The following is a 20,461-nucleotide window of genomic DNA, read 5'->3' on the forward strand; positions in this document are numbered from 1 at the left end:
CGTGGCCAAGCACTTTGCGCAGTCCCCGGTGCCGCGGCCCGCGCACCGGGTTTCCTGGAACGACCCGGCCACGCGCGCGCTGGTCTACCAGGTGCTGGCCCTGACGCTGGTCGGGGCCGGCGTTTGGTTCCTGGTGCACAACACGCTGCACAACCTGTCGTTGCGCAACATCGCCACGGGCTTCGGCTTCCTGGACCGCGAGGCGGGCTTTGCGATTGGCGAATCCGTCATTGCCTACGGCCCGGCGGACACCTATGGCCGCGCCATCTTCGTGGGCGTGTTGAACACGCTGCGCGTGGGCCTGCTGGCTTTGGTCGCCGCGACGATACTGGGCGTTTTCATCGGCGTCGGCCGCCTGTCGAAGAACTGGCTCGTCAAGAAAATCACCTCGGTGTATGTCGAGGTAATGCGCAACGTGCCGCTCTTGCTGCAACTGTTCTTCTGGTACGCGCTGATCACCGAAAACATGCCCGGCCCGCGCCAGGCGCACAACCCCTTGCCGGGCGTGTTCATTTCCAACCGGGGCCTGAAAGTGCCCGGCCTGGAAGGCACGTCGCTGGACTGGGTGCTGGGCGGCCTGGCGCTGGCGATCGTGGCGATTTTGTTCCTGGGCCACTGGGCCACCAAGCGCCAGGAGGCCACGGGGCGCGCGTTTCCGCTAGGCCGCGCCGCCATCGGCTTGCTGATCGGATTGCCCTTGGCGGGTTGGCTGGCGGGCGGTGCATCGCTGACGTTGGACATGCCGGCATTGAAGGGCTTCAACTTCGTTGGCGGGCTGACGCTGTCGCCGGAATTCGTCGCCCTGTTCCTGGGCCTGACCGTCTACACCTCGGCGTTCATCGCCGAAGTGGTGCGTTCTGGCATCCAGGCGGTCAACAACGGCCAGTGGGAAGCGGCCGGTTCGCTGGGCTTGCCACGCGCGAAAGTGCTGCGGCTGGTCGTGCTGCCGCAGGCCTTGCGCGTGATCATTCCGCCAATGACCAGCCAATACCTGAACCTGCTGAAGAACAGTTCGCTGGCGGTCGCGATCGGCTATCCGGACATCGTGTCGGTCGTGAACACCACGCTGAACCAGACGGGCCAGGCCATCGAAGGCATCCTCATCATCATGGGCGCCTACCTGACGGTCAGCCTGTCGATTTCGATATTCATGAATTGGTACAACAAGCGCATCGCGCTGGTGGAGCGTTGATATGAGCAGCACTACGCATTCCTTCACCGACGCCCTGCCCCCGCCCAGCACCCAGGTGGGCGCATGGGCCTGGGTACGGTCGCGCCTGTTTTCGTCGCCGCTGAACATCCTGATCACGGTACTGCTGGCGTGGTTTTTGCTGATGTCGCTGCCGGCGCTGGTGGAATGGGCTTTTCTGAAAGCCAACTTCACCGCCACCAACGCCATGGAGTGCCGCGCTTCCGTCGGCGGCGCCTGCTGGGCGTTCATCGCTGAGAAGCATCGGCTGATTCTGTTCGGCACCTATCCGTTCGACGAGCAATGGCGGCCGCTGATCGCGACGCTGATCCTGGTTGGCGTGATCGCGTGCAGCGGCATGCGGCGTTTCTGGAACGGCAAGCTGGCGCTGATCTGGACGGGTGGCCTGACGGCCGTGGCACTGTTGATGTGGGGCGGCGTGTTCGGCCTGACCTATGTCGAGAACTCGCGCTGGGGCGGCCTGCCGCTGACGCTGATCCTGGCCACGTTCGGCATTGCGTTTGCCTTTCCCATCGGCGTGATGCTGGCGCTGGGTCGGCGTTCGAAAATGCCCGCCATCAAGGCGCTGTGCGTCGTGTACATCGAACTGATACGGGGCGTGCCGCTGATCAGTTTGTTGTTCATGTCGTCGGTGATGCTGCCCCTGTTCCTGCCCGAAGGCTTCACCATCGACAAGCTGTTGCGCGCGCAGATCGCCATCATCATGTTCGCCGCCGCCTACATCGCGGAAACGGTGCGCGGCGGCTTGCAGGCAATCCCGAAGGGGCAGTATGAAGGCGCCGATTCGCTGGGCCTGAATTACTGGCAGCAGATGCGCAAGATCATCCTGCCGCAAGCGCTGAAGATCGTGATTCCGCCCCTGGTCGGCATCTTCATCAGCCTGTTCAAGGACACGTCGCTGGTTGTCATCATCGGCATTTTCGATTTGACGCTGGCGGCCAAGGCGGCCTTGTCCGACGCGGCATGGCGGGGGTTCGGGGTAGAGGCTTACCTCTTTATCTCGCTGATCTACTTCGTCTTTTGCTATTCCATGTCCAAATACAGTCAAGCGCTGGAAAAGCGCCTGGCCACCGGGCACGCGCGCTGATGGCGCCGCGTCGATACCGGTAAACCTTACGGAGACCAAGCATGTCGGATTCCATTATTCGATTGCAGGGCGTGAACAAGTGGTACGGCCAGTTCCACGTGCTGCGCAACATCAACCTGGACGTGGCACCCGGTGAACGCATCGTGGTGTGCGGCCCGTCGGGCTCGGGCAAGTCCACCATGATCCGCTGCATCAACCGGCTGGAAGAACACCAGCAGGGGCAGATCATTGTGGACGGCACCGAACTGACCAACGACTTGAAGCACATCGAGACCATCCGCCGAGAAGTGGGCATGGTGTTCCAGCATTTCAACCTGTTCCCGCACCTGACCGTGCTGGAAAACCTGACGCTGGGACCCATGTGGGTGCTGAAACAGCCGCGCGCGCAGGCCGAAGCCACGGCGATGAAGTACCTGGAACGCGTACGCATTCCGGATCAGGCCAGAAAGTTTCCGGGCCAGCTGTCCGGCGGCCAGCAGCAGCGCGTGGCGATTGCGCGGTCCTTGTGCATGAACCCGAAAGTCATGTTGTTCGACGAGCCCACGTCGGCGCTGGACCCGGAAATGGTCAAGGAAGTGCTGGACGTGATGGTGACGCTGGCCCAGGAAAGCGGCATGACGATGATCTGCGTGACGCACGAAATGGGCTTTGCGCGCAAGGTCGCCAACCGAGTTATCTTCATGGACCGCGGGGAAATCATCGAGCAGAACAACCCGGATGCGTTCTTCGATAACCCGCGGAACGAGCGGACACAGCTGTTCCTGAGCCAGATATTGCACTGAGGCGCCTCTCATCAGCGTGACTGGCGTCGGTGCGCGTCTGACATGAAATGCCGTCCTTGATGAAGGGCGGCATTTTTTTTAGGGCGGGTACGTGGCCTCGCCGCGAACGGTGCAAGTAGGTTGCAAGGGCGAATCGCGCGAATCGGGCGATGGGGAGGCTGGAAAAATCGCGAAGGGGCCGCGTAGCACTGATTGGCCACGATTTCGTAACCCTCCTATAGATACACGCCTGCAAGCAAGGGAACATGGTGGGTTTTACGCCTTCCTGTAGCGGGTGTTTCCGCTTCGACCATGACGACCGAACCCAGTCTGGAATCCCTGGTGCCGGAAATTCTCCGCATCGCTGATCAGACGCGCTGCGACGCGGGCCCCAGCGCCGTGGTCGCGTGCAAGAGCGAAGTCGCCATCTTGCCCCTGCGCTATGCCGTTGTGACCGACGCCGGCCCGGGCCTGGATACCTTGGCGCCTGCGCTACCGCCCCACCTTGGCGCCGATTTTCCGCCGCTACAGGGCAAGCACGCGCGCTATGCCGTACGCACGATGCGCAGAGGCTATCTGTACCTGTTCACGAAGCGCTACATGAAGGACTGGTTCTGCGAAAGTGCCTATCGCACCTATGACACCGGTCTGTTCAAGCGTGTCTTTCCCTATGCGCCCCAGCACCACGCTCTTGAGCCGATCCATGAACCCAGAGCCCGTGTGCACGATCTGCACGGCCCGGCCGAAAGCGGCCCCGGTGCCTGGACCGTGTGCCTGAAAGCCCCCGAAGACATTGAAGAACTTCGCGCCCTGTTCACGCCCGATCCCTTGACCAAGCGCATGCTGGACTTGATATCCAGCTTCAGCCCGCTACGCAATCAACTACAGAACTTCGATATCCGAAAGCTGCTGATGTCGTGCTCGCGTACGCCGGACGTGCTGGACCCCAACATCATCGACGACACGCTGGCGGACGCCATCGCGCAAGATCAGCCTGACACCGCGTCCGTCCTGGCGGGCCAGCTTTATTCCGATCCCGAGAACCGCTACGCGCGCCAAATCGTCGCCCTGGATCTGAAGGAAAGCGCACGCCGTGCTCGCGGCTTTGGCATCGTGCTGCACGACGCCATCGGGATCACGCAGCAGCTCAATAGCTGGCGCAATGACGCCTATGAAGCCGTGCAGCGGTACTTGGACAAGAAGGACGGCAAAGGCGTTGAGAACCAGCGCAAGGTCTTGGTGGCCCAGGCATTTATCGACGTCAAGCAGCAGTTCGAAACCCGCACGGCGGCGCTGGAAGCCCAACATTTCATCGATATCGAGCGCGCCAGGGTTTACGACCCCGGCATGGCGGTGGGCCGCAACTGGGTCTTGAACGACGACGAGCGTGAACGCTGGGACAGCGCAGCAGACCAATACATCACCCAGTTCGAAGACGCGATGCGCGCCAAGATGCAGGCGAAGCTGGACAGCGGTGAGTACCGGCGCAGGTTCGACAGCAAATATCTGTCTCCGGCAAAACCGGGGCAGGCGGTGCGCGTGGCAGACATGGACGTGGAGTTAACGACGTTCGACGCCGTGTCGGCGGCCGCCGAAAACGTCGGCGCCAAGCGCGCCAAGGATCACGAACGATGGCTCACCAGCGAACAACTGCTGAGCGCGCTGGACGTCTACGACGACCGGGATCTGACAAGCGGCTGGCGCTTTGCGGGCCAGACGGGCTTATGCGTGCTGGGCGCGGACGGGTGCGCAAGCACGGCGGATCTGATCGAACAATGGTGGACGGGAAACCCGACCGACCGCGCCAACCTGGCGATGCGCGGCTTTGCGCTGAACCAAACAGAGATTCAGGCGGAATTGCAACGCACGCTGGACGCGGCGCGCCTTCACGCGCAAACCCAGGCGCGTGATCTTATTCTGTCTAACGACAGGATGATCCAGCAGGTTCAGGCCGGGTTCGTCGCCGTTCAACATCTGGCCGATCTATTCGACAAGGCGAACGGATTGTTCGAAGCCTTGTCGGCGGCTGGCGAAACGAACCTGGCGGGTGGCGCCCTGGCCTGGTACTCCAGCCTGGGCCGCCAATCCCTGCGCTACGGCTCGACGGGCAAGGAATGGGCCTTCCATGGCATCACCCGAAGCTGGCTGGCGGCCAGCGTCAGCAAGCGGGCCACGAACTTTCGTATCGACGAACTGACCAAACTAGGGCGTAGCGCGGATCCCAAGCAATTGCGCGCACAGATTGGCCGGAACACCAGATTCGCATTTGCCACCGAACTTGTGGACGCCCATCGCAGCGACTTTTACAAGCTGCGCGCCAGCAGCTGGTTGCTGTTCTTTGAAGCGGCGTTGATTGCAATGCGGGTGCGGGATATGCCGGACGATGAACGCGGCGCGGGGGAGTTGATCGCCCATGGGTTGCTTGCAGGTGCTGCGGGGACGGAAATACTGGCGGCCGGGACGGAGTTGGTATTGCAGCATTACAGCGCCGCCAGCGTCACCGGTACGGGAGCGACGGTCTTTCTGGGGCAGTTGAAGCTGGTAGGTGGCGCGTTGGCGGCGGTGGGTGGGGTGGTGTTGATGGGGTATGACTGGAAGGACGATCAAGCCGCAATGCTCGACGGAAAAACGGAATTGGCTCTTGCATACCGAGTACGCGCTGGGGCGGTGTTAGCAATGGTCGGCAGCCAGTCGAGTCTTGCTTTCGCCGCCGCCGGTCCGATGCTGAAGATTCTCGCGGAGCGGTCGGCGGAAAGAACGGGCGTCCAAGGAGCGCTCTCGCTGGCCGCAGCACTTTCTGGGGTGCTCGGAAGGCGAGCGGTACTGCTATTCATGCGAAACGTTCTGCTGCGCAGTTCGTTGGTCGGATTGGTCGCCACCCTGGCAATTTGCATTTTCGATGACGACTCGCTCGAAAAATGGTGCCAACGTTGCCTTTATCGTGGCGAAGATTATGCCGGGAACACGCCCTTCCGCGACTCCGCTGACGAGTTGTCCGCTCTGTATGGCGCGTTGCTAGAGGTGCTGTAGTGTTTTTGATCGAATGGCTTACATGGCTGGGCAACATTAAGTCAGACGCCTGGATTAATGCTCATACCGACACGCCTTACGAGGCGCCTCCAATCTATGAGGAGCCGGCGCGATCAGAGCAAAATCGAGTCCATGCTCAGCGTTTTACCAACTCAAAAATTCAAAGCCCGGTCTACGCCTGCAATAACACCATCCTCGAAATGCGCTGCGGTGGCATGGAAGAAAAGCGCGGATTTATCACGATGATATCTATGTTCATATTCGGGGGTGCGGTGGAGGCATTTGTATACCTTCCGACACTCTTGTCCGACTTTGGCAAAAATCCCTGGGGCATTGCGCGCACGCTGCATTTGATGCTGGTTGCCGTGCAGGGAGTCGGTCTGCTCTACATCTATTTCAAATACCTCTTCCGCTTCACCCGCCTGGAATCCTTCACGTCCCGCCACCTGCTCATCCGATTCAACCGCATCACCCGCCAGGTCTACCTGCACCGCCCACCCAGTTGCGGCGGTATCGCCGTACTGCCCTGGGATGACATTCATCACGATGCAGTCCCCGGCGTGAACCTTGTCGTTGGCTGGTACCCGCCCTATTCCCCGCTGCCTTTTCCCAACATGGTTTTCGTCGGCAAGAAGAGCGTCAGCGAATTCGATATGAAAGCCGAATGGGAGTACATCCGCCGCTACATGGATGAAGGCGGTCTGGATGCGGTATCCCCGCCGCGCCTGAGTTCGCACCTGCCCTTGCCTTGGGCCGCCTTCGCGGCGCAGTTCGAGGCGTTGGGCCCGTACCTGCGTCACAGCGGCCCGTTGACGTGGCTTGGAATGCTATTGATCTCTCCGGCCCTGCTGGTTATCGGCCTGGGGCATTGGGTGTCGCTCATATTGTGCTGGCGTCCGCGTTGGCCAAAATTCATTCGGGAAGCCGGCTTGCCCGGCAAGCCGACCCCGCCGTTGACCACCATCGACGACTACCCGCCGGACGTTCGTGCGGCGTTGCTGGAAAACACGCATCGATGGGTTGTGCAGCCCGGTTCGCCGCCGCCACGGCCCAAGTTTTCATTGGCCCGCCGCAAACGGCCCCGGGTAACTCCCCGCGACCCCGTTTGACTGCGCCCTTTATCGATTTCCACCTGGAATATTCATGACTCCCATCGCCCTAGTCGGCCACGCACATTCCTGCCCCATCCATGGCCCGGGCACCATTGTCAGCGGAGCGTCCAGCGCCGCCGTCAATGGCCGGCCGATCGCGCGGGTGGGGGATCGCATCAGTTGCGGGGCGGTGATCGTCACCGGGTCGGCAGTGGCCAAAGTGGAAGGACAGCCGGTGGCTCGCCAAGGCGATACCACCAGCCACGGCGGCACGCTGATCGAAGGCGACGGCAGCTGGCTGTCGGCGTAAGCGGCCGGGACGATGCCGGGCTGAAGGTGGCAAACCCGGGGCAGGGATCGCGGGCGCCGGATCGAAGGCGGTATATAGTCACCCCGGTACGCGTCACCATGCACGCCATCCAGGGAACCTGCCGAATGACGAGAAGCCGCATCATGGCGTTTTTTTTCAGCCTGCTTGCCGCGCCGGCCGGCGCCGCCGTGATCTACGACAACCATGGCCTGGTCGTCGACATCACTACCGGCGGCCAGCGGGACTGGAACACCGGCCAGCGCCAGAACACGCGCAGCACCACCATTTCGTTCCAGGGCAACAAGCTGTGCGGCAAAGACGTCGGCAAGCTGCTTTACCCCGACGGCCGCAACATGGCCGCCAACGCGTTCTTCTGCGCGGCCAGCGCGCGAGCGTTGGAAACGGACGCGGTGCTGGCCTACTTCACCAGCTCCAGCGCCGATGCGGCGCTGGCGCACTTGCAAGTGGTCAACGGTGCGCTGCGGGTGAACCGGCTGGCCTTGTCCCGCCAGCCTGATCGCGACAAACCCAGTGGCACGCGCTTTGAAGACGCGCGCCTGCCGGGCTGGACGCGCGTGGAAACCGCGTGGGCCGAAACGGTGATGATCCGGCACGCCTCGCTCGCGCCTGCGCAACGCTTGGTCAAGCCCGGCGGGTCCGCGCCCGGTGCAACGGGAGCGGGAGCGACGCGCCCCGGGGTCATCAACCTGGGCGCGGGCAAGCTGCTGGACGTGGATGGCGACGTGGTCTACCTGGCCATTCCGCCCGGCCGCGATGTGGTGGTGGTGAAGCCGGCAATGCGCATCAAGGACGCACAGGGCGACATGCGTATCGTGCCGGAAGTCGTCAAATTCGTGGACACGCCGCTGGCGTTTCGCGCGGTGCGTTTGTCCACCGGCCAGGAGCTGGCGCGCCTGGATGTGAAGGACTCGTGCGCCGCCCTGCCCGCCATCGAATTCAATCAGCCGGATCCGCTATATCCGTCCTCGACCAAGCGCGACGTTCTGTTTGACGACGTGCCCGCCTGGCGCGCGGCCACGCTGCAATTGACGCAGACGGGGGGCCGCGCCACGTTGCAGCTGAAACCCGGCGTGACCTTGCCGACCAAGCCGAACTGCAAACGGGGTTGATGCCGCCGCGTGGCCAAAGGCCCGGCCCCTGTTGCCGTGAAGGGTGGCCCGGCAGCGCTTCGCACCTGCCGCGTGCCCTAGCCGCCTCAGATCAAAAACTGCCGATACGCCTCGTTGTCCGTTTCCTCAAAATGCGCATAGCCCAGTTGCAGCAGAAAGGCGTCCAGCGCCGCGCTGTCGGCCAGCGGGGCCTGGATGCCTACCAGCGCAGAACTGAAATCCGCGCCCTGGTTGCGATAGTGGAACAGGCTGATATTCCAGTTGGGCGCCATCTCGGACAGGAACTTCATCAGCGCGCCGGGACGTTCCGGAAATTCGAATCGGAACAACCGCTCGCCGCCCGCCAACGGCGAACGGCCGCCGACCATGTAGCGGATGTGCTGCTTGGACACTTCGTTGTGCGTCAGGTCACTGACCGAAAACCCCTGCTCTTGCAACGCAGCCATGATGTCGGCGGCATCGCCGCGCCGCGTGATCTGCATGCTGACAAAGATGTGCGCGGTGTGCGCGTCGGCGATCCGGTAGTTGAATTCCGTGACGCTGCGCTGCCCCAACACGCGGCAGAACCGGCGGAAGCTGCCGCGTTCCTCGGGCACGGTCACGGCAAACACGGCTTCGCGCGCCTCGCCGACTTCGGCGCGGTCGGCCACGAAGCGCATGCGGTCGAAGTTCATGTTGGCGCCCGACGTCACGGCCACCATCGACAGCCCCTGCGCGTTTTCGCGTTCAACGTATTGCTTCAGCCCCGCCACCGCCAGCGCGCCCGCCGGCTCCAGCACGCTGCGCGTATCCAGGAACACGTCCTTGATCGCGGCGCACACCGCGTCGGTGTTCACCAGGATGATTTCGTCCAGGTATTGGCGGCACAGGCGGAAGGTTTCCTCGCCCACCAGCTTGACCGCCGTGCCGTCGGAAAACAGGCCGACTTCAGCCAGGTTGACGCGTTCGCCGGCCTTGATGGACTGCGCCATCGCGCAGGAATCCTCGGTCTGCACGCCGATCACCTTGACCGACGGGTCCACTGCCTTCACATAGGCCGACACGCCCGCCGCCAGGCTGCCGCCGCCAATGGGGACAAACACCGCGTGCAGCGGGCCGGCGTGCTGGCGCAGGATTTCCATGCCGACGGTGCCCTGCCCGGCGATGACATAGGGGTCGTCAAACGCGGGCACGAAAGTCATGTCGTGCTGCTGCGCCAGCGTCTGGGCGTGGGCGTAGGCGTCGCTATAGGAATCGCCGGCCTGCACCACCGTGACGGTCGGCCCGCCGTGCGCGCGCACCGCGTCCACTTTCACCTGGGGCGCGGTTTGCGGCACCACGATGATGGCGCGCACGCCCAGTCGCGCCGCCGAAATGGCCACGCCCTGCGCATGGTTGCCGGCGGACGCGGTGATCACGCCCCGGTCCAGCGCGGCCTGCGGCGTGTTGCGCATCTTGTTGTAGGCGCCGCGCACCTTGAAGGAAAAAACCGGCTGGTTGTCTTCGCGCTTCAGGTAGACCGTATTGTTCAGCCGCGTCGACAGGCCGCGCGCCAGGTCCAGCTCGGTCTCGCGGGCAATGTCGTACACCCGAGCCGTCAGAATCTGGCGCAGGTATTCCATGGGCGAGGCGTTGCCGTGCTGGAATGCGGTGTCGGGGGTAGCGGTTTGCATGGGGGTTCTCTGCTTTGGGGGAAGACTTGCCCGGCAGAGGCGGCCACAAAAAACCCGCCTCGTGGGGCGGGTGGCTGTGACTGTTGCGGTCGCGCGCTAACCCACCATTTTCGGAATGATGGTAATAATCAGCGCAATGCGGACGGCGGGGAAATTCATGGCGCAAAGCTTGCGCCGGGCGCGCGAATTTGTCAAATCGGGCGCGGCGGCCTGACGGCGATATGGGGTTTGTGCTGCGGGCCACCGAGCCCCTCTCGTTCGCGTCATTGCCCGCCTGGTGGTTTGCCGGCCCGGCGCCCTTGCGCCATATCCTGGCCGTATTGGTGCGATATCGAGCCCATAACGCGGGCTTTATCGGTGATTTCCCTGCGCGTCAAGCGTGTCGCGGTATTACAATACCGGCTTCGTGGCAGTTCGCACCTTCCAGAATGACCGGTCAAACCGGCTCATTAATAAAGGACGGGCAACCGCCAATTTGCGCGGATCCGGAGCCTGCTTCGCATCTGCCCATACGAACCCACTCTCGACAACATCTACCGGCGTACGCCGCTTAGCATGTTCGGGTTTGCGCCGAAAGCGCTATGCGCCGAACAGATTCAAGGATCATGTCTCTTACTCCGAAGATTATCTATACCCTCACCGATGAAGCGCCGGCGCTTGCAACCCGTTCGCTGCTGCCCATCGTCCAGGCATTCGCCAAGCCCGCGGGCGTCACGGTGGAAACGCGCGACATCTCCCTGGCCGGCCGCATCATCGCCCTGTTCCCGGATTACCTGGAAGACAGCCAGAAGCTGTCGGACGCCCTGGCCGAACTGGGCGCGCTGGCCGTCAAGCCCGAAGCCAACATCATCAAGCTGCCCAACATCAGCGCCTCGATGCCCCAGCTGAAAGCGGCCATCAAGGAATTGCAAGACCAGGGCTACAAGCTGCCCGACTACCCGGACGCTCCCGCCAACGACACCGAACGCGACGTGAAAGCGCGCTACGACAAGGTCAAGGGCAGCGCCGTGAACCCGGTGCTGCGCGAAGGCAATTCCGACCGCCGCGCCCCCCTGTCGGTGAAGAACTACGCCCGCAAGCACCCGCACAAGATGGGTGCCTGGTCGGCTGATTCGAAGTCGCACGTGGCCCACATGTCCGACGGCGACTTCTACGGCACCGAAAAGTCGGCGCTGATCGCCGACGCCGGCGACGTCAAGATCGAACTGACCGCCGCTGACGGCACCAAGACGGTCCTGAAGGAAAAGACCCCGGTCAAGGCCGGCGAGATCATCGACGCCGCCGTGCTGTCGACCGCCAAGCTCAAGTCGTTCCTGCAAGCCCAGATCGACGACGCCAAGGCCACCGGCGTGCTGTTCTCGGTGCACCTGAAGGCCACGATGATGAAGGTGTCCGACCCGGTCATCTTCGGCCACGTGGTGTCCGTGTTCTACAAAGACGTGCTGGCCAAGCACGCCGCCGTGCTCAAGCAAGCCGGTTTCGACCCCAACAACGGCATTGGCGACCTGTACGCCAAGATCCAATCGCTGCCCGCTGACCAGCAAGCCGCGATCACCGCCGACATCGACGCCGCCTACAAGACCCTGCCGCAACTGGCGATGGTCAATTCCGACAAGGGCATCACCAACCTGCACGTTCCCAGCGACGTCATCGTCGATGCGTCCATGCCGGCCATGATCCGCGACTCGGGCAAGATGTGGAACGCCGAAGGGCAACTGCAAGACACCAAGGCCGTCATTCCCGACCGCAGCTACGCGGGCGTCTACCAAGCCGTCATCGACGACTGCAAAAAGAACGGCGCCTTCAATCCGGTCACGATGGGCAGCGTGCCCAACGTCGGCCTGATGGCGCAAGCCGCCGAAGAATACGGTTCGCACAACAAGACCTTCGTGGTCCCGGCATCGGGCACCGTGCGCGTCACCGACGCGTCGGGCAAGGTGTTGCTGGAACAAGCCGTTGAAGCGGGCGATCTGTGGCGCATGTGCCAGACCAAGGACGCCGCCATTCAGGACTGGGTCAAGCTGGCCGTTACCCGTGCCCGCGCCAGCAAGACGCCGGCCGTTTTCTGGCTGGACGAAAAGCGCGCCCACGACGCCCAGGTCATCGCCAAGGTCAAGCAGTACCTGAACGATCACGACACCAGCGGCCTGGACCTGCGCATCCTGAACCCGGTGGAAGCGACCAAGTTCTCGGTCAAGCGCATCCGCGAAGGCCTGGACACCATCTCGGTCACCGGCAACGTGCTGCGCGACTACCTGACCGACCTCTTCCCCATCATGGAGCTGGGCACCAGCGCCAAGATGCTGTCGATCGTTCCGCTGGTTGCCGGTGGCGGCCTGTTCGAAACGGGCGCGGGCGGCTCGGCTCCCAAGCACGTGCAACAGTTCCTGGAAGAAGGCTTCCTGCGCTGGGATTCGCTGGGCGAATTCATGGCCCTGGCTGAATCCCTGGACCACCTGGGCCGCGCGTACAAGAACCCGACTGCCCAGATCCTGGCCAAGACGCTGGATCAGGCAACCGCCAAGTTCCTGGACGAAAACAAGTCGCCGGACCGCAAGGTCGGCGGCCTGGACAACCGTGGCAGCCACTTCTACCTGGCCATGTACTGGGCCCAGGCCGTGGCCGCGCAAACCGACGACCGCGCGCTGGCCGCGCAGTTCGCCGGCGCGGCGGGCGCCTTTGCTGAAAACGAAGGCAAGATCGTCGAAGAACTGAAGGCTGCGCAGGGCAAGCCGGTGGATATCGGCGGCTATTACCAGCCCAACGAAGCGCTGGCCAGCCAGGCCATGCGCCCCAGCGCCACGCTGAACCAGGTGCTGGCCTCGATCGGCTAAGCGTCACCGCCCGGCGGCGCTTGCCGCCGGCGCAAAAAAGCCGGCAGCCCTTGAAAGGCTGCCGGCTTTTTTTATGGGCGAAAGGCTGTCGTATCGGGCGTATCGGACGTATCGGGCGTATCGGACGTATCGGGCGTATCCGGCGTATCGGGGCTATCGGGGCTATCGGGCGTATCGCGCCTATCGCGCGTATCGGATCAGCGCGCGCCGCCGCACATCCGTTGGCGGAAAGCGGTATCGATATCCAGCCGCCACACCGCGCGCGTAGCACCCGGCAGGCGCGGCGCAACGCCGCCCAGCGCGGGATAGCGACCGGCGTCGTCGTCGCGGCCCCAGATCCAGAAACGCGTGCCGTCAGCCGACCCGCAAAGCCGCGCGGTCAAATCTTCGTTCTGAATCAATACGCGCTTGCCGACAACGGGGTCGAACTGCGCGGCGTCGTACAGTTCCTTGCGCCAGTTGTCGCGCGTGGGAATCTCGGGGTCGTTCCAGTTATCGACAATCCAGGAAGCGTCGGACGCCTTCGTGTAGAACCCCAGATCGAACGGCAAGGCGTGCAAGGCGACTTGCGTGTCTTGCGGCCGCATTTCGCCGCGCAGGTCTGTCATGGTGGGGCCGGCGCTGCCGCGCGGGTTGTTGGATGCCGCGATGATCGCGCCCAGGCAGATCACCGCCGCCACCAAGATGGCAATGCCCGCGCCCCGCCGCTTGCCTGCCGCCCAGGCGGGCGCGATGCGTTCACTGATCAAGAATGCCAGCGGCGGAAATACCGGCAGCACATAGCCGATCAGCTTCGATTGCGGGATGGAAAAGAACACCATCACGACCGCGATCCAGATCGCCATCAGCCGGCGCAGCCCATGCGAATCGGCGTCACGCCAGAACGCACGCGTGAAAATCGCCGCGCCCCAGATGGACCATGGCAAGGCAAGGCCCACCACGATCGGCACATAAAACCAGATCGGCTGCGCGTTGTTGAAGCCGCTTTGCGCGAAGCGTTCAAAGTGCTGGTAGACGAAAAAGTAATGGTAGAAGCCGGGAAATTTCATCTGCATCAACGCAAACCACGGCACGGCAACGACGGCGAACGCCAGCAAGGCCGGCACCCATAGCAAGGCGCGCATGCCCCGCCAGTCGCGCCGCAGCAGCAGCCAGGCCAGCACGATTGCGCCGGGCAGCGCCAGCCCGATCAGCCCCTTGGCCAACACGGCCAGCGCGGCCAGCACACCGGTTGCGATGGACATGCCGCGAAAGGGCCGGCCGTCGGCGCGCCGCAAGGCGGTGTCGGCAGCGGCCAGCACGCACAGCGTGATCATGCTGGCGACCAGCATGTCCATGTTGGCGAACTGCGCCGCGCCGAAAAACAACGGCATCAAGCCCAGGATCACGACGGCCCAGCGCGCCTGCGCCACATTGCGATAGCGCGTCACGAACGCATACAGCCCCGCGCCCGCGCTCCAGGCGCCCAGCAACGACGGCACGCGCGCACTGAATTCATTGACCCCGAACAGGCCGTAGCTGATCTGCGCCAGCCAGTAATACAACGGCGGCTTGTGAAAATACGGCATGCCGTCCAGCAACGGCACCATGGGCGAATGGCTGCGCAGCATTTCCCAGGCGACGCCGGCGTAGCGGCCTTCGTCGGGCAAGGTCAGCCAGCGCGCCCACGCCAACGCGGCCAGCCACCCGGCCAGTGCCAGCAATACCAGCCAGCCCGGCAAGGCGCGGCGCTGGGCAGCGGCGCCCTGGCGCAAGACGGCAGCGTCGGCGTTCGCCAGGGCAGACGGGGGCAGCCCGGCGTGGCGCGGGTCGGCAAGGGGAAGCTCTACAGGCATGGAATGTGGGGCGGCAGGAAATGAGACCGAGGGGGGTGACACAGGTGGAAAATCCGTTCCAACGCTGGCACGGAAAAATCCGCATCGCCGTCATTATGAAAACCGGTGCGTCAATTTCTCATGAAATTCCGGGCCGGACACGACCCTATTTACTGCCGAAGGCATCCCCTGGGCCTTAGCGCGGGGCCCCCAAGCCGCCCGGCGCGTCCAGCCTGCCCTGCCCCGCTTTACTTTGATGCGACCAGCCGGTCCAGGCGCAGCCGCCCGCGCTCGTCGGTCAAGCGCCGCATGGCGCCGTAGGCGGCGCCCATGGCCGCCATGCCACTGGCGCCGCACAGCAGGAACATCAGCAAAATCTGGTACTTGGCGGCGTCGATGGGGTCCATGCCCGCGATAATCTGCCCGGTCATGATGCCGGGCAAGGTGATGATGCCGGCCGCCGACATCTGGTTGACGCTGGGGACGATGCCGCGCCGGACCGATTCGCGCAGCAGCGTCGAAAACGCCTGATGCGGCGTGGCGCCCAAGGCCAGCCGCGCCTCGATGGCCAGCTTTTCGCGGCGCACGCCGGAAAGAATGCCGTCCAGCGCCAGGCTGGCGGCGTTAAGCACGCTGCCCAGCACGATGCCGACCAGCGCGATGGCATAGCGCGGATCGAACCAGGGGTCCGGCCGCAACGCCGTGTTCAAAATGAACATGGCCGTGATCAATGTGGTGGACGCCACCGCCAGCGTGCCCACCCAGCCGTTGCCATGCCCGGTCAGCCGCGCCTTGGGGCGTGCGGCCACTTCGCGCGCGGCCAGGGCCATCATCACCGCCACCACCAGCGCCGTCAGCGCCGGCGTGGCATGCGCGAACACCACACGCAGGATATGGCCGACCAGCAACAGCTGCACCACGGTACGGACCGCCGCCCACAAAACCTGCCGTTGCAGGTTCAGCCGCAGGGCGAACGAGATTGCCGCGCACAGCAGCACCAACAACGAGGCGATGACCAGGTCCAGCGCTTGCAGTTGGATTACGTCCATAGCGGCTCCAGCTGGCCATTGGTCATGCACCAGGTCCGGCGGGCCAACCGGCGGGCCTGCTCGGCATTGTGCGTGACCATCAGAATGGCGCCGCCATTGTCCAGAAACTGTTGCAGCGCGGATTCCACGGTTGCGGTGGCGGCCCGGTCCAGCGCCGCCGTGGGCTCATCCAGCAGCAGCACGCGCGGCTGTAGCGCCAACGCACGCACCAGCGCCAGGCGCTGCCGCTCGCCGGTGGATAGCTCGTGGACCAGGGCGTCCAGCTTCTCTGGCCCCAGGCCCAGAGGCTGCATCAGGCTTTGCGCCTGCGCGCGGTCGGTGAAATGCGGCGCGACGTGATCGTCCCACCACCCCGCCTCGGCCTGGCAATAGACAACCTGGCGCCGCCATTCATGGCCGCGCATCCTGAAACGGGGCCTGCCTTCCAGTTCGACCTCGCCATGGCCCGGGTCCAGGTCCGCGACCTGGCGCAGCAGCAGCGACTTGCCTGAACCCGACGGGCCCACAATCGCGCCGCACTCGCCGCGGGCAAGATCCAGGCTGACCGGGGCAAGGCGTTGGCTATACACGCCACGCAATCGCAGCATCGGCATGATGTCGGAACGCATCCCCCCCTCCCGGTACCGGTGCGCGGGGCGCTGCCCGCACCGGCTTTGCTTACAGCATGTGGGCCAGGAATTCCCGGCTGCGGGCGTGTTGCGGCGCGCTGAAGAATGCGGCCGACGGCGCTTCTTCAACAATGCGGCCTTCGTCCATGAAGATGACGCGATGCGCCACTTCGCGCGCAAAACCCATTTCGTGCGTGACGACCAGCATGGTCATGCGTTCGTCGGCCAGCTGCTTCATGGTGCGCAGCACTTCGCCCGTCAGTTCCGGGTCCAGCGCCGAGGTCGGTTCGTCGAACAGCATGATGTCGGGCTCCATCGCCAGCGCGCGGGCGATCGCCACGCGCTGCTTCTGGCCGCCCGACAGGCGTGTGGGATAGTTGTCGCGCTTGTTCAGCAGGCCGACCTTGCGCAGCAGTTCTTCTGCCTTGGGGATGATCTGCGCCTTGGTCATGCCCTTGACGGTGATCGGCGCCTCAATGATGTTTTGCAGCACCGTCATGTGCGGGAACAGGTTGAACGACTGGAACACCATGCCCATCTTGCGGCAGATGCGCCGCACCTCGGCGTCGCTGGCGTAATGGCTGCGGCCGCCGTCAACGGCGCGCGCCATCACTTCGCCTTCGACTTCGATACTGCCTTCGTCGATGGTTTCAAGGTGGTTCAGGCAGCGCAGGAAGGTGCTCTTGCCGGAGCCGGACGGGCCGATCACCGCCACGACCTCGCCCTGGCCCAGCGTCAACGAAACCTTGTCCAGCACGCGGTTCGCGCCGAAGGACTTGGTGATGTGGGTGGCCTGAATCATGACGGGCCTGGCTCCGGGCGCGCCGGCGGCAAGCGGCGGATTACTGGTCATATTTGGCATAGCGCTTTTCCATGTGCTGGAAGAACCACGTCAGGACAAGCGTCATGAGCAGATAAAAGGCGGCGGCCACGAGGAACGGCGTGGTGGTGAAATCACGCTGCACGATGCCGCGCGCGGTGCGCAGGATATCGTTCAACGCCAGCACGTAGATCAGGGACGTGTCCTTGACCAGCGTGATGGTTTCGTTGCTCATGGGGGGCAGCACGCGCTGCACCATCTGCGGCAACACAATGCGGCGCAGCGTTTGCAGATAGGTCATGCCCAGCACCTTGCTGCCTTCGTACTGGCCCCGGTCCACCGACTGGATGCCCGCGCGGAAGATCTCGGCAAAGTACGCGGCGTAGTTCAGCGCAAACGCCACCACGGCCGCCGGAAAGTCGGGCAGCCGCACGCCCACCACCGGCACGAACGGCAGCGCGAAGTAGATGAACAGCATTTGCAGCATGAGCGGCGTGCCGCGCATGAGCCAGATGTAGCCGTTGACCAGGTTGCTGAGCAGCGGCCACTTCGAAATGCGCGCCAGGGCCAGCACCAATCCCAACGGCACTGCCAGGGCCAAGGTGATGAAAAACAGCGTCAAGGTCACTTTCGCGCCTTCCGCCATCGGCCCCAACAGAGAGAGAACGTAGTCCATTTAAGAGAGTTCGCGCGCCGCTTACTTGATGATGTTGGCGCCGAACCACTGGGTGGCGATGCGGCCGGCGGTGCCGTCCTGCTTCATCGAATCCAGCGTCTTGTCCAGCTTGCCCAGCAGCTCGGTGTCGTCCTTGCGCACGCCGACGCCGTAGTCTTCGGTGCCGAAGTTCTCTTCCAGCACGCGGTATTCGCCCGCGCGCTTGCTGATCAGATAGCGGCCCACCACTTCGTCCACCACGATGGCATCCAGGCGGCCGGCGGCCAGGTCCATCAGCGCGGTGACGTTGTCGCCGAACTTCTTCACGTCCTTGATCTGCGCGGCAACCGGGTCCTTGGCGATGGCGTCCGTGGCGCTGCTGCCGTCCTGCGCGCCGACCGTCTTGCCGGCCAGGTCGTTCTTGACCTTGATGGGCGAGGCGGTGCCCACGATGATGATCTGGTGGTTGGCCATGTACGGCGCGGTAAAGCTGATGTTCTTCTTGCGTTCTTCGGTGATGGTCAGGCCGTTCCAGAGGACGTCGACGCGCTTGCCGTTCAACTCGGCTTCCTTGGCGCTCCAGTCGATGGGCTTGAATTCGACTTCGATGCCCAGGCGCTTGCTGGCTTCCTTGGCCATGTCGATGTCAAAACCGACGATCTGGTTGCTGGCGTCGCGAAAGCCCATGGGCGGAAAGTTGTCATCCAGGCCCACCACGACCTTCTTGGCGACGGCCGGCGTTTGGGCGCCCGCGGTCGGCTTGGCGTCATCGCCGGGGCCGCAGGCGGTCAGCATCGTGGTTGCGGACACGAGGAAAACAGCAGTCAGTTTTTTCATGGGTTCAGGTGTGCGAAGCGTAAGAATAAGAATGCCGGAATAAGAATGCCGGAATGGCTGGCCGGTCAGCCGCGAGCCGCCATTTTAGCGTTACTGCAAGACCGTGCCGGAAAGCGCCCGGGGCGGCCAGGATTGGTGTGGGAACGAGATGTCAAGGCGGCAACGCGGGCCGGGAAGGAATGCAAGCCATGCTAGGCTTTGGCCGCTTGGAGCGGCTGGGCTGCGGGGAACGCGGGGAACGCGGGGAACACTCGGAACACCCGGAACACCCGGAACACCCGGAACACCCGGAACACCCGGAGCCCACGGTATACACACGGAGGACAGGCATGCAACTGAACATCAAGGACAACGGCGGTCGCCTCATCGGCGTGGCAAAGGTGAGCACGGGCACGGGCGCCGTGATGGAAGGCAGCTTTACGCCCATGCCCGACTTCGCGCCCTACGCGGCATTGTTCGCCGCCCGCGAAGAGGCGCAGAACGCGCCCGGGGCTGACTCGGCCGACCGGGCTGACTCGGCCAACCCGGCTGACTCGGCGCCATCCTCCGGTATGAATGACGCAGCCGACCGCCTTCAGCGCGATATCGATGGCCACGGCTTCGTGGCGCAAGGCCCGATGCCGCTGCCCGGCACCACTGCCGTCCAGGCGCTACGCATCGCGGGCGACCGAATCCGCTTTACCTTGCAACACCCGCTGACCGCCAAGGCCGACGGATGAGCCCCGCCATCCGTATCGGCCCCCTGGTATTTCCCACCGAACTGGCGGTGTTGATCGTCGCCGGCCTTGTCGCGATAGTGGCGGCGCGTTTGATCAACCGCCGGCAAGACGAAGCCGCGCGCCTGTCCACGGTCTTGTGGCGCGCGCTGATCATCGGGCTGCTGGTCGCCCGGCTGGCTTTCGTCTGGCGCTACCGCAACAGCTATCTGCCCGACCCCATCAACATCCTGGACATCCGCGACGGCGGCTGGAACGGCATGGCCGGGCTGGCGGCGGCCTGGGTCTACGCGGCGGCCGTGGTGCTGCGCGGGCACGCCCCGCGCGCGGCGTTGCTGGGCGCGTTGGCGCTGGCCAGCGCAACCTGGGTCGGCGGCAGCCGCTGGCTGGCGCCCACGCCGCAAGCGTATCCGGAACTGACCGATATCTTCGTCCATAACATGCACGGCGCGATGGCCGACTTGTCCGACTTTCGCGGCAAGCCTACCGTGATCAACCTGTGGGCCAGCTGGTGCCCGCCCTGCCGGCGCGAGATGCCCGCCTTTGCCGCCGCGCAAGCCGCCAATCCAGACATCAACTTCGTCTTTCTGAACCAGGCCGAGGCCAAGCCAGAGGTGACGCAGTTCTTGAAGGACCATGCGCCGGCGTTGCGTAACGTGCTGATCGACCCCGGCGCCCACGCGGCGCGCGAATTCAGCAACCGCGGGCTGCCCGCCACCCTGTTCGTGGACGCCCAGGGGCGCGTGATCGATGTGCGCGTGGGCGAGCTGTCGGCCGCATCACTGGCGCAGCGGGTAGAGGCGACGCGGGCCGCAAGCGCGCAAGCCGCCGATGTGCCTGGCGCGGGGGACTAAATG

17 protein-coding genes are annotated in these 20,461 nt (G+C 64.0%); 10 read left to right on the forward strand and 7 right to left on the reverse strand.

All coding sequences use genetic code 11. The features are described from left to right. Positions 1-28: 28 nt before the first annotated feature. From V6F88_RS05170 to V6F88_RS05200, 7 genes are all read left to right on the forward strand, one after another. The gene (locus V6F88_RS05170) at positions 29-1,192 is read left to right on the forward strand and encodes an amino acid ABC transporter permease (RefSeq protein ID WP_332608937.1); all 1,164 of its coding nucleotides are present in this window, start codon (positions 29-31) and stop codon (positions 1,190-1,192) included. Position 1,193: 1 nt separating this feature from the next. Further along, positions 1,194-2,297 carry an amino acid ABC transporter permease gene (locus V6F88_RS05175; protein ID WP_332608278.1) on the forward strand — a complete coding sequence of 368 codons (1,104 nt, stop codon included), beginning with the start codon at positions 1,194-1,196 and terminating at the stop codon, positions 2,295-2,297. Positions 2,298-2,338: 41 nt separating this feature from the next. Continuing rightward, positions 2,339-3,079, forward strand: coding sequence for an amino acid ABC transporter ATP-binding protein (locus tag V6F88_RS05180; protein WP_332608279.1), 741 nt, complete (start codon positions 2,339-2,341; stop codon positions 3,077-3,079). Between the two features lie 291 nt (positions 3,080-3,370). Then, positions 3,371-6,088 carry a T6SS effector BTH_I2691 family protein gene (locus V6F88_RS05185; RefSeq protein WP_332608280.1) on the forward strand — a complete coding sequence of 906 codons (2,718 nt, stop codon included), beginning with the start codon at positions 3,371-3,373 and terminating at the stop codon, positions 6,086-6,088. Then, positions 6,088-7,197 carry a hypothetical protein gene (locus V6F88_RS05190; RefSeq protein WP_332608281.1) on the forward strand — a complete coding sequence of 370 codons (1,110 nt, stop codon included), beginning with the start codon at positions 6,088-6,090 and terminating at the stop codon, positions 7,195-7,197. Before V6F88_RS05185 ends, V6F88_RS05190 begins: the two co-directional genes overlap by 1 nt. A gap of 34 nt (positions 7,198-7,231) precedes the next feature. Then, positions 7,232-7,489, forward strand: a complete 258-nt coding sequence (locus V6F88_RS05195; protein WP_219990216.1) for a PAAR domain-containing protein — start codon at positions 7,232-7,234, stop codon at positions 7,487-7,489. Between the two features lie 143 nt (positions 7,490-7,632). After that, positions 7,633-8,619, forward strand: a complete 987-nt coding sequence (locus tag V6F88_RS05200; RefSeq protein WP_332608282.1) for a hypothetical protein — start codon at positions 7,633-7,635, stop codon at positions 8,617-8,619. An 86-nt stretch (positions 8,620-8,705) separates the two neighbouring features. On the opposite strand, the gene ilvA is transcribed toward V6F88_RS05200, so the two are convergent. Next, on the reverse strand, positions 8,706-10,271 hold the full coding sequence (gene ilvA / locus V6F88_RS05205; RefSeq protein WP_332608283.1) for a threonine ammonia-lyase, biosynthetic: 1,566 nt from the start codon (positions 10,269-10,271) through the stop codon (positions 8,706-8,708). A gap of 605 nt (positions 10,272-10,876) precedes the next feature. Between ilvA and V6F88_RS05210 the strand changes: the two genes are divergently transcribed. After that, on the forward strand, positions 10,877-13,105 hold the full coding sequence (locus V6F88_RS05210) for an NADP-dependent isocitrate dehydrogenase (protein WP_332608284.1): 2,229 nt from the start codon (positions 10,877-10,879) through the stop codon (positions 13,103-13,105). A gap of 197 nt (positions 13,106-13,302) precedes the next feature. On the opposite strand, the gene V6F88_RS05215 is transcribed toward V6F88_RS05210, so the two are convergent. The 6 genes from V6F88_RS05215 to V6F88_RS05240 all read right to left on the reverse strand — a co-directional run bounded on the left by V6F88_RS05215 (position 13,303) and on the right by V6F88_RS05240 (position 18,888). After that, complete coding sequence (locus tag V6F88_RS05215; RefSeq protein WP_332608285.1) at positions 13,303-14,940, reverse strand: ArnT family glycosyltransferase; 1,638 nt, start codon at positions 14,938-14,940, stop codon at positions 13,303-13,305. Positions 14,941-15,167: 227 nt separating this feature from the next. Then, entirely contained in the window at positions 15,168-15,968 is an 801-nt protein-coding gene (locus V6F88_RS05220) for an ABC transporter permease (protein ID WP_332608286.1), read from the reverse strand. Beyond that, positions 15,959-16,576, reverse strand: coding sequence for an ABC transporter ATP-binding protein (locus tag V6F88_RS05225; RefSeq protein ID WP_332608287.1), 618 nt, complete (start codon positions 16,574-16,576; stop codon positions 15,959-15,961). Before V6F88_RS05225 ends, V6F88_RS05220 begins: the two co-directional genes overlap by 10 nt. A gap of 49 nt (positions 16,577-16,625) precedes the next feature. After that, on the reverse strand, positions 16,626-17,378 hold the full coding sequence (locus V6F88_RS05230; RefSeq protein ID WP_332608288.1) for an amino acid ABC transporter ATP-binding protein: 753 nt from the start codon (positions 17,376-17,378) through the stop codon (positions 16,626-16,628). Between the two features lie 40 nt (positions 17,379-17,418). Continuing rightward, positions 17,419-18,072, reverse strand: a complete 654-nt coding sequence (locus V6F88_RS05235) for an amino acid ABC transporter permease (protein ID WP_006219374.1) — start codon at positions 18,070-18,072, stop codon at positions 17,419-17,421. A 21-nt stretch (positions 18,073-18,093) separates the two neighbouring features. Then, the gene (locus V6F88_RS05240) at positions 18,094-18,888 is read right to left on the reverse strand and encodes an amino acid ABC transporter substrate-binding protein (protein ID WP_332608289.1); all 795 of its coding nucleotides are present in this window, start codon (positions 18,886-18,888) and stop codon (positions 18,094-18,096) included. Positions 18,889-19,217: 329 nt separating this feature from the next. On the opposite strand from V6F88_RS05240, the gene V6F88_RS05245 reads away from it, so the two are divergent. Both V6F88_RS05245 and V6F88_RS05250 read left to right on the forward strand, forming a co-directional pair. Next, positions 19,218-19,607 (forward strand): hypothetical protein, encoded by a 390-nt coding sequence (locus V6F88_RS05245; protein WP_332608290.1) that lies wholly within the window; start codon positions 19,218-19,220, stop codon positions 19,605-19,607. Beyond that, complete coding sequence (locus V6F88_RS05250) at positions 19,604-20,458, forward strand: TlpA disulfide reductase family protein (protein WP_332608291.1); 855 nt, start codon at positions 19,604-19,606, stop codon at positions 20,456-20,458. The genes V6F88_RS05245 and V6F88_RS05250 overlap by 4 nt, the downstream gene beginning before the upstream one ends. The last annotated feature ends 3 nt before the right edge of the window (positions 20,459-20,461 follow it).

Origin of the sequence: Achromobacter sp. ESBL13 (genome assembly GCF_036668755.1) — a bacterium.
Lineage (GTDB): Bacteria > Pseudomonadota > Gammaproteobacteria > Burkholderiales > Burkholderiaceae_B > Achromobacter.

Coding starts and splice junctions, on each gene's coding strand:
- V6F88_RS05175 (WP_332608278.1), top strand. CDS start 1,194: ATGAGCAGCACTACGCATTCCTTCACCGACGCCCTGCCCCCGCCCAGC.
- V6F88_RS05180 (WP_332608279.1), top strand. CDS start 2,339: ATGTCGGATTCCATTATTCGATTGCAGGGCGTGAACAAGTGGTACGGC.
- V6F88_RS05185 (WP_332608280.1), top strand. CDS start 3,371: ATGACGACCGAACCCAGTCTGGAATCCCTGGTGCCGGAAATTCTCCGC.
- V6F88_RS05195 (WP_219990216.1), top strand. CDS start 7,232: ATGACTCCCATCGCCCTAGTCGGCCACGCACATTCCTGCCCCATCCAT.
- V6F88_RS05200 (WP_332608282.1), top strand. CDS start 7,633: ATGGCGTTTTTTTTCAGCCTGCTTGCCGCGCCGGCCGGCGCCGCCGTG.
- ilvA (WP_332608283.1), bottom strand. CDS start 10,271: ATGCAAACCGCTACCCCCGACACCGCATTCCAGCACGGCAACGCCTCG.
- V6F88_RS05210 (WP_332608284.1), top strand. CDS start 10,877: ATGTCTCTTACTCCGAAGATTATCTATACCCTCACCGATGAAGCGCCG.
- V6F88_RS05215 (WP_332608285.1), bottom strand. CDS start 14,940: ATGCCTGTAGAGCTTCCCCTTGCCGACCCGCGCCACGCCGGGCTGCCC.
- V6F88_RS05220 (WP_332608286.1), bottom strand. CDS start 15,968: ATGGACGTAATCCAACTGCAAGCGCTGGACCTGGTCATCGCCTCGTTG.
- V6F88_RS05225 (WP_332608287.1), bottom strand. CDS start 16,576: ATGCGTTCCGACATCATGCCGATGCTGCGATTGCGTGGCGTGTATAGC.
- V6F88_RS05230 (WP_332608288.1), bottom strand. CDS start 17,378: ATGATTCAGGCCACCCACATCACCAAGTCCTTCGGCGCGAACCGCGTG.
- V6F88_RS05235 (WP_006219374.1), bottom strand. CDS start 18,072: ATGGACTACGTTCTCTCTCTGTTGGGGCCGATGGCGGAAGGCGCGAAA.
- V6F88_RS05240 (WP_332608289.1), bottom strand. CDS start 18,888: ATGAAAAAACTGACTGCTGTTTTCCTCGTGTCCGCAACCACGATGCTG.
- V6F88_RS05245 (WP_332608290.1), top strand. CDS start 19,218: ATGCAACTGAACATCAAGGACAACGGCGGTCGCCTCATCGGCGTGGCA.
- V6F88_RS05250 (WP_332608291.1), top strand. CDS start 19,604: ATGAGCCCCGCCATCCGTATCGGCCCCCTGGTATTTCCCACCGAACTG.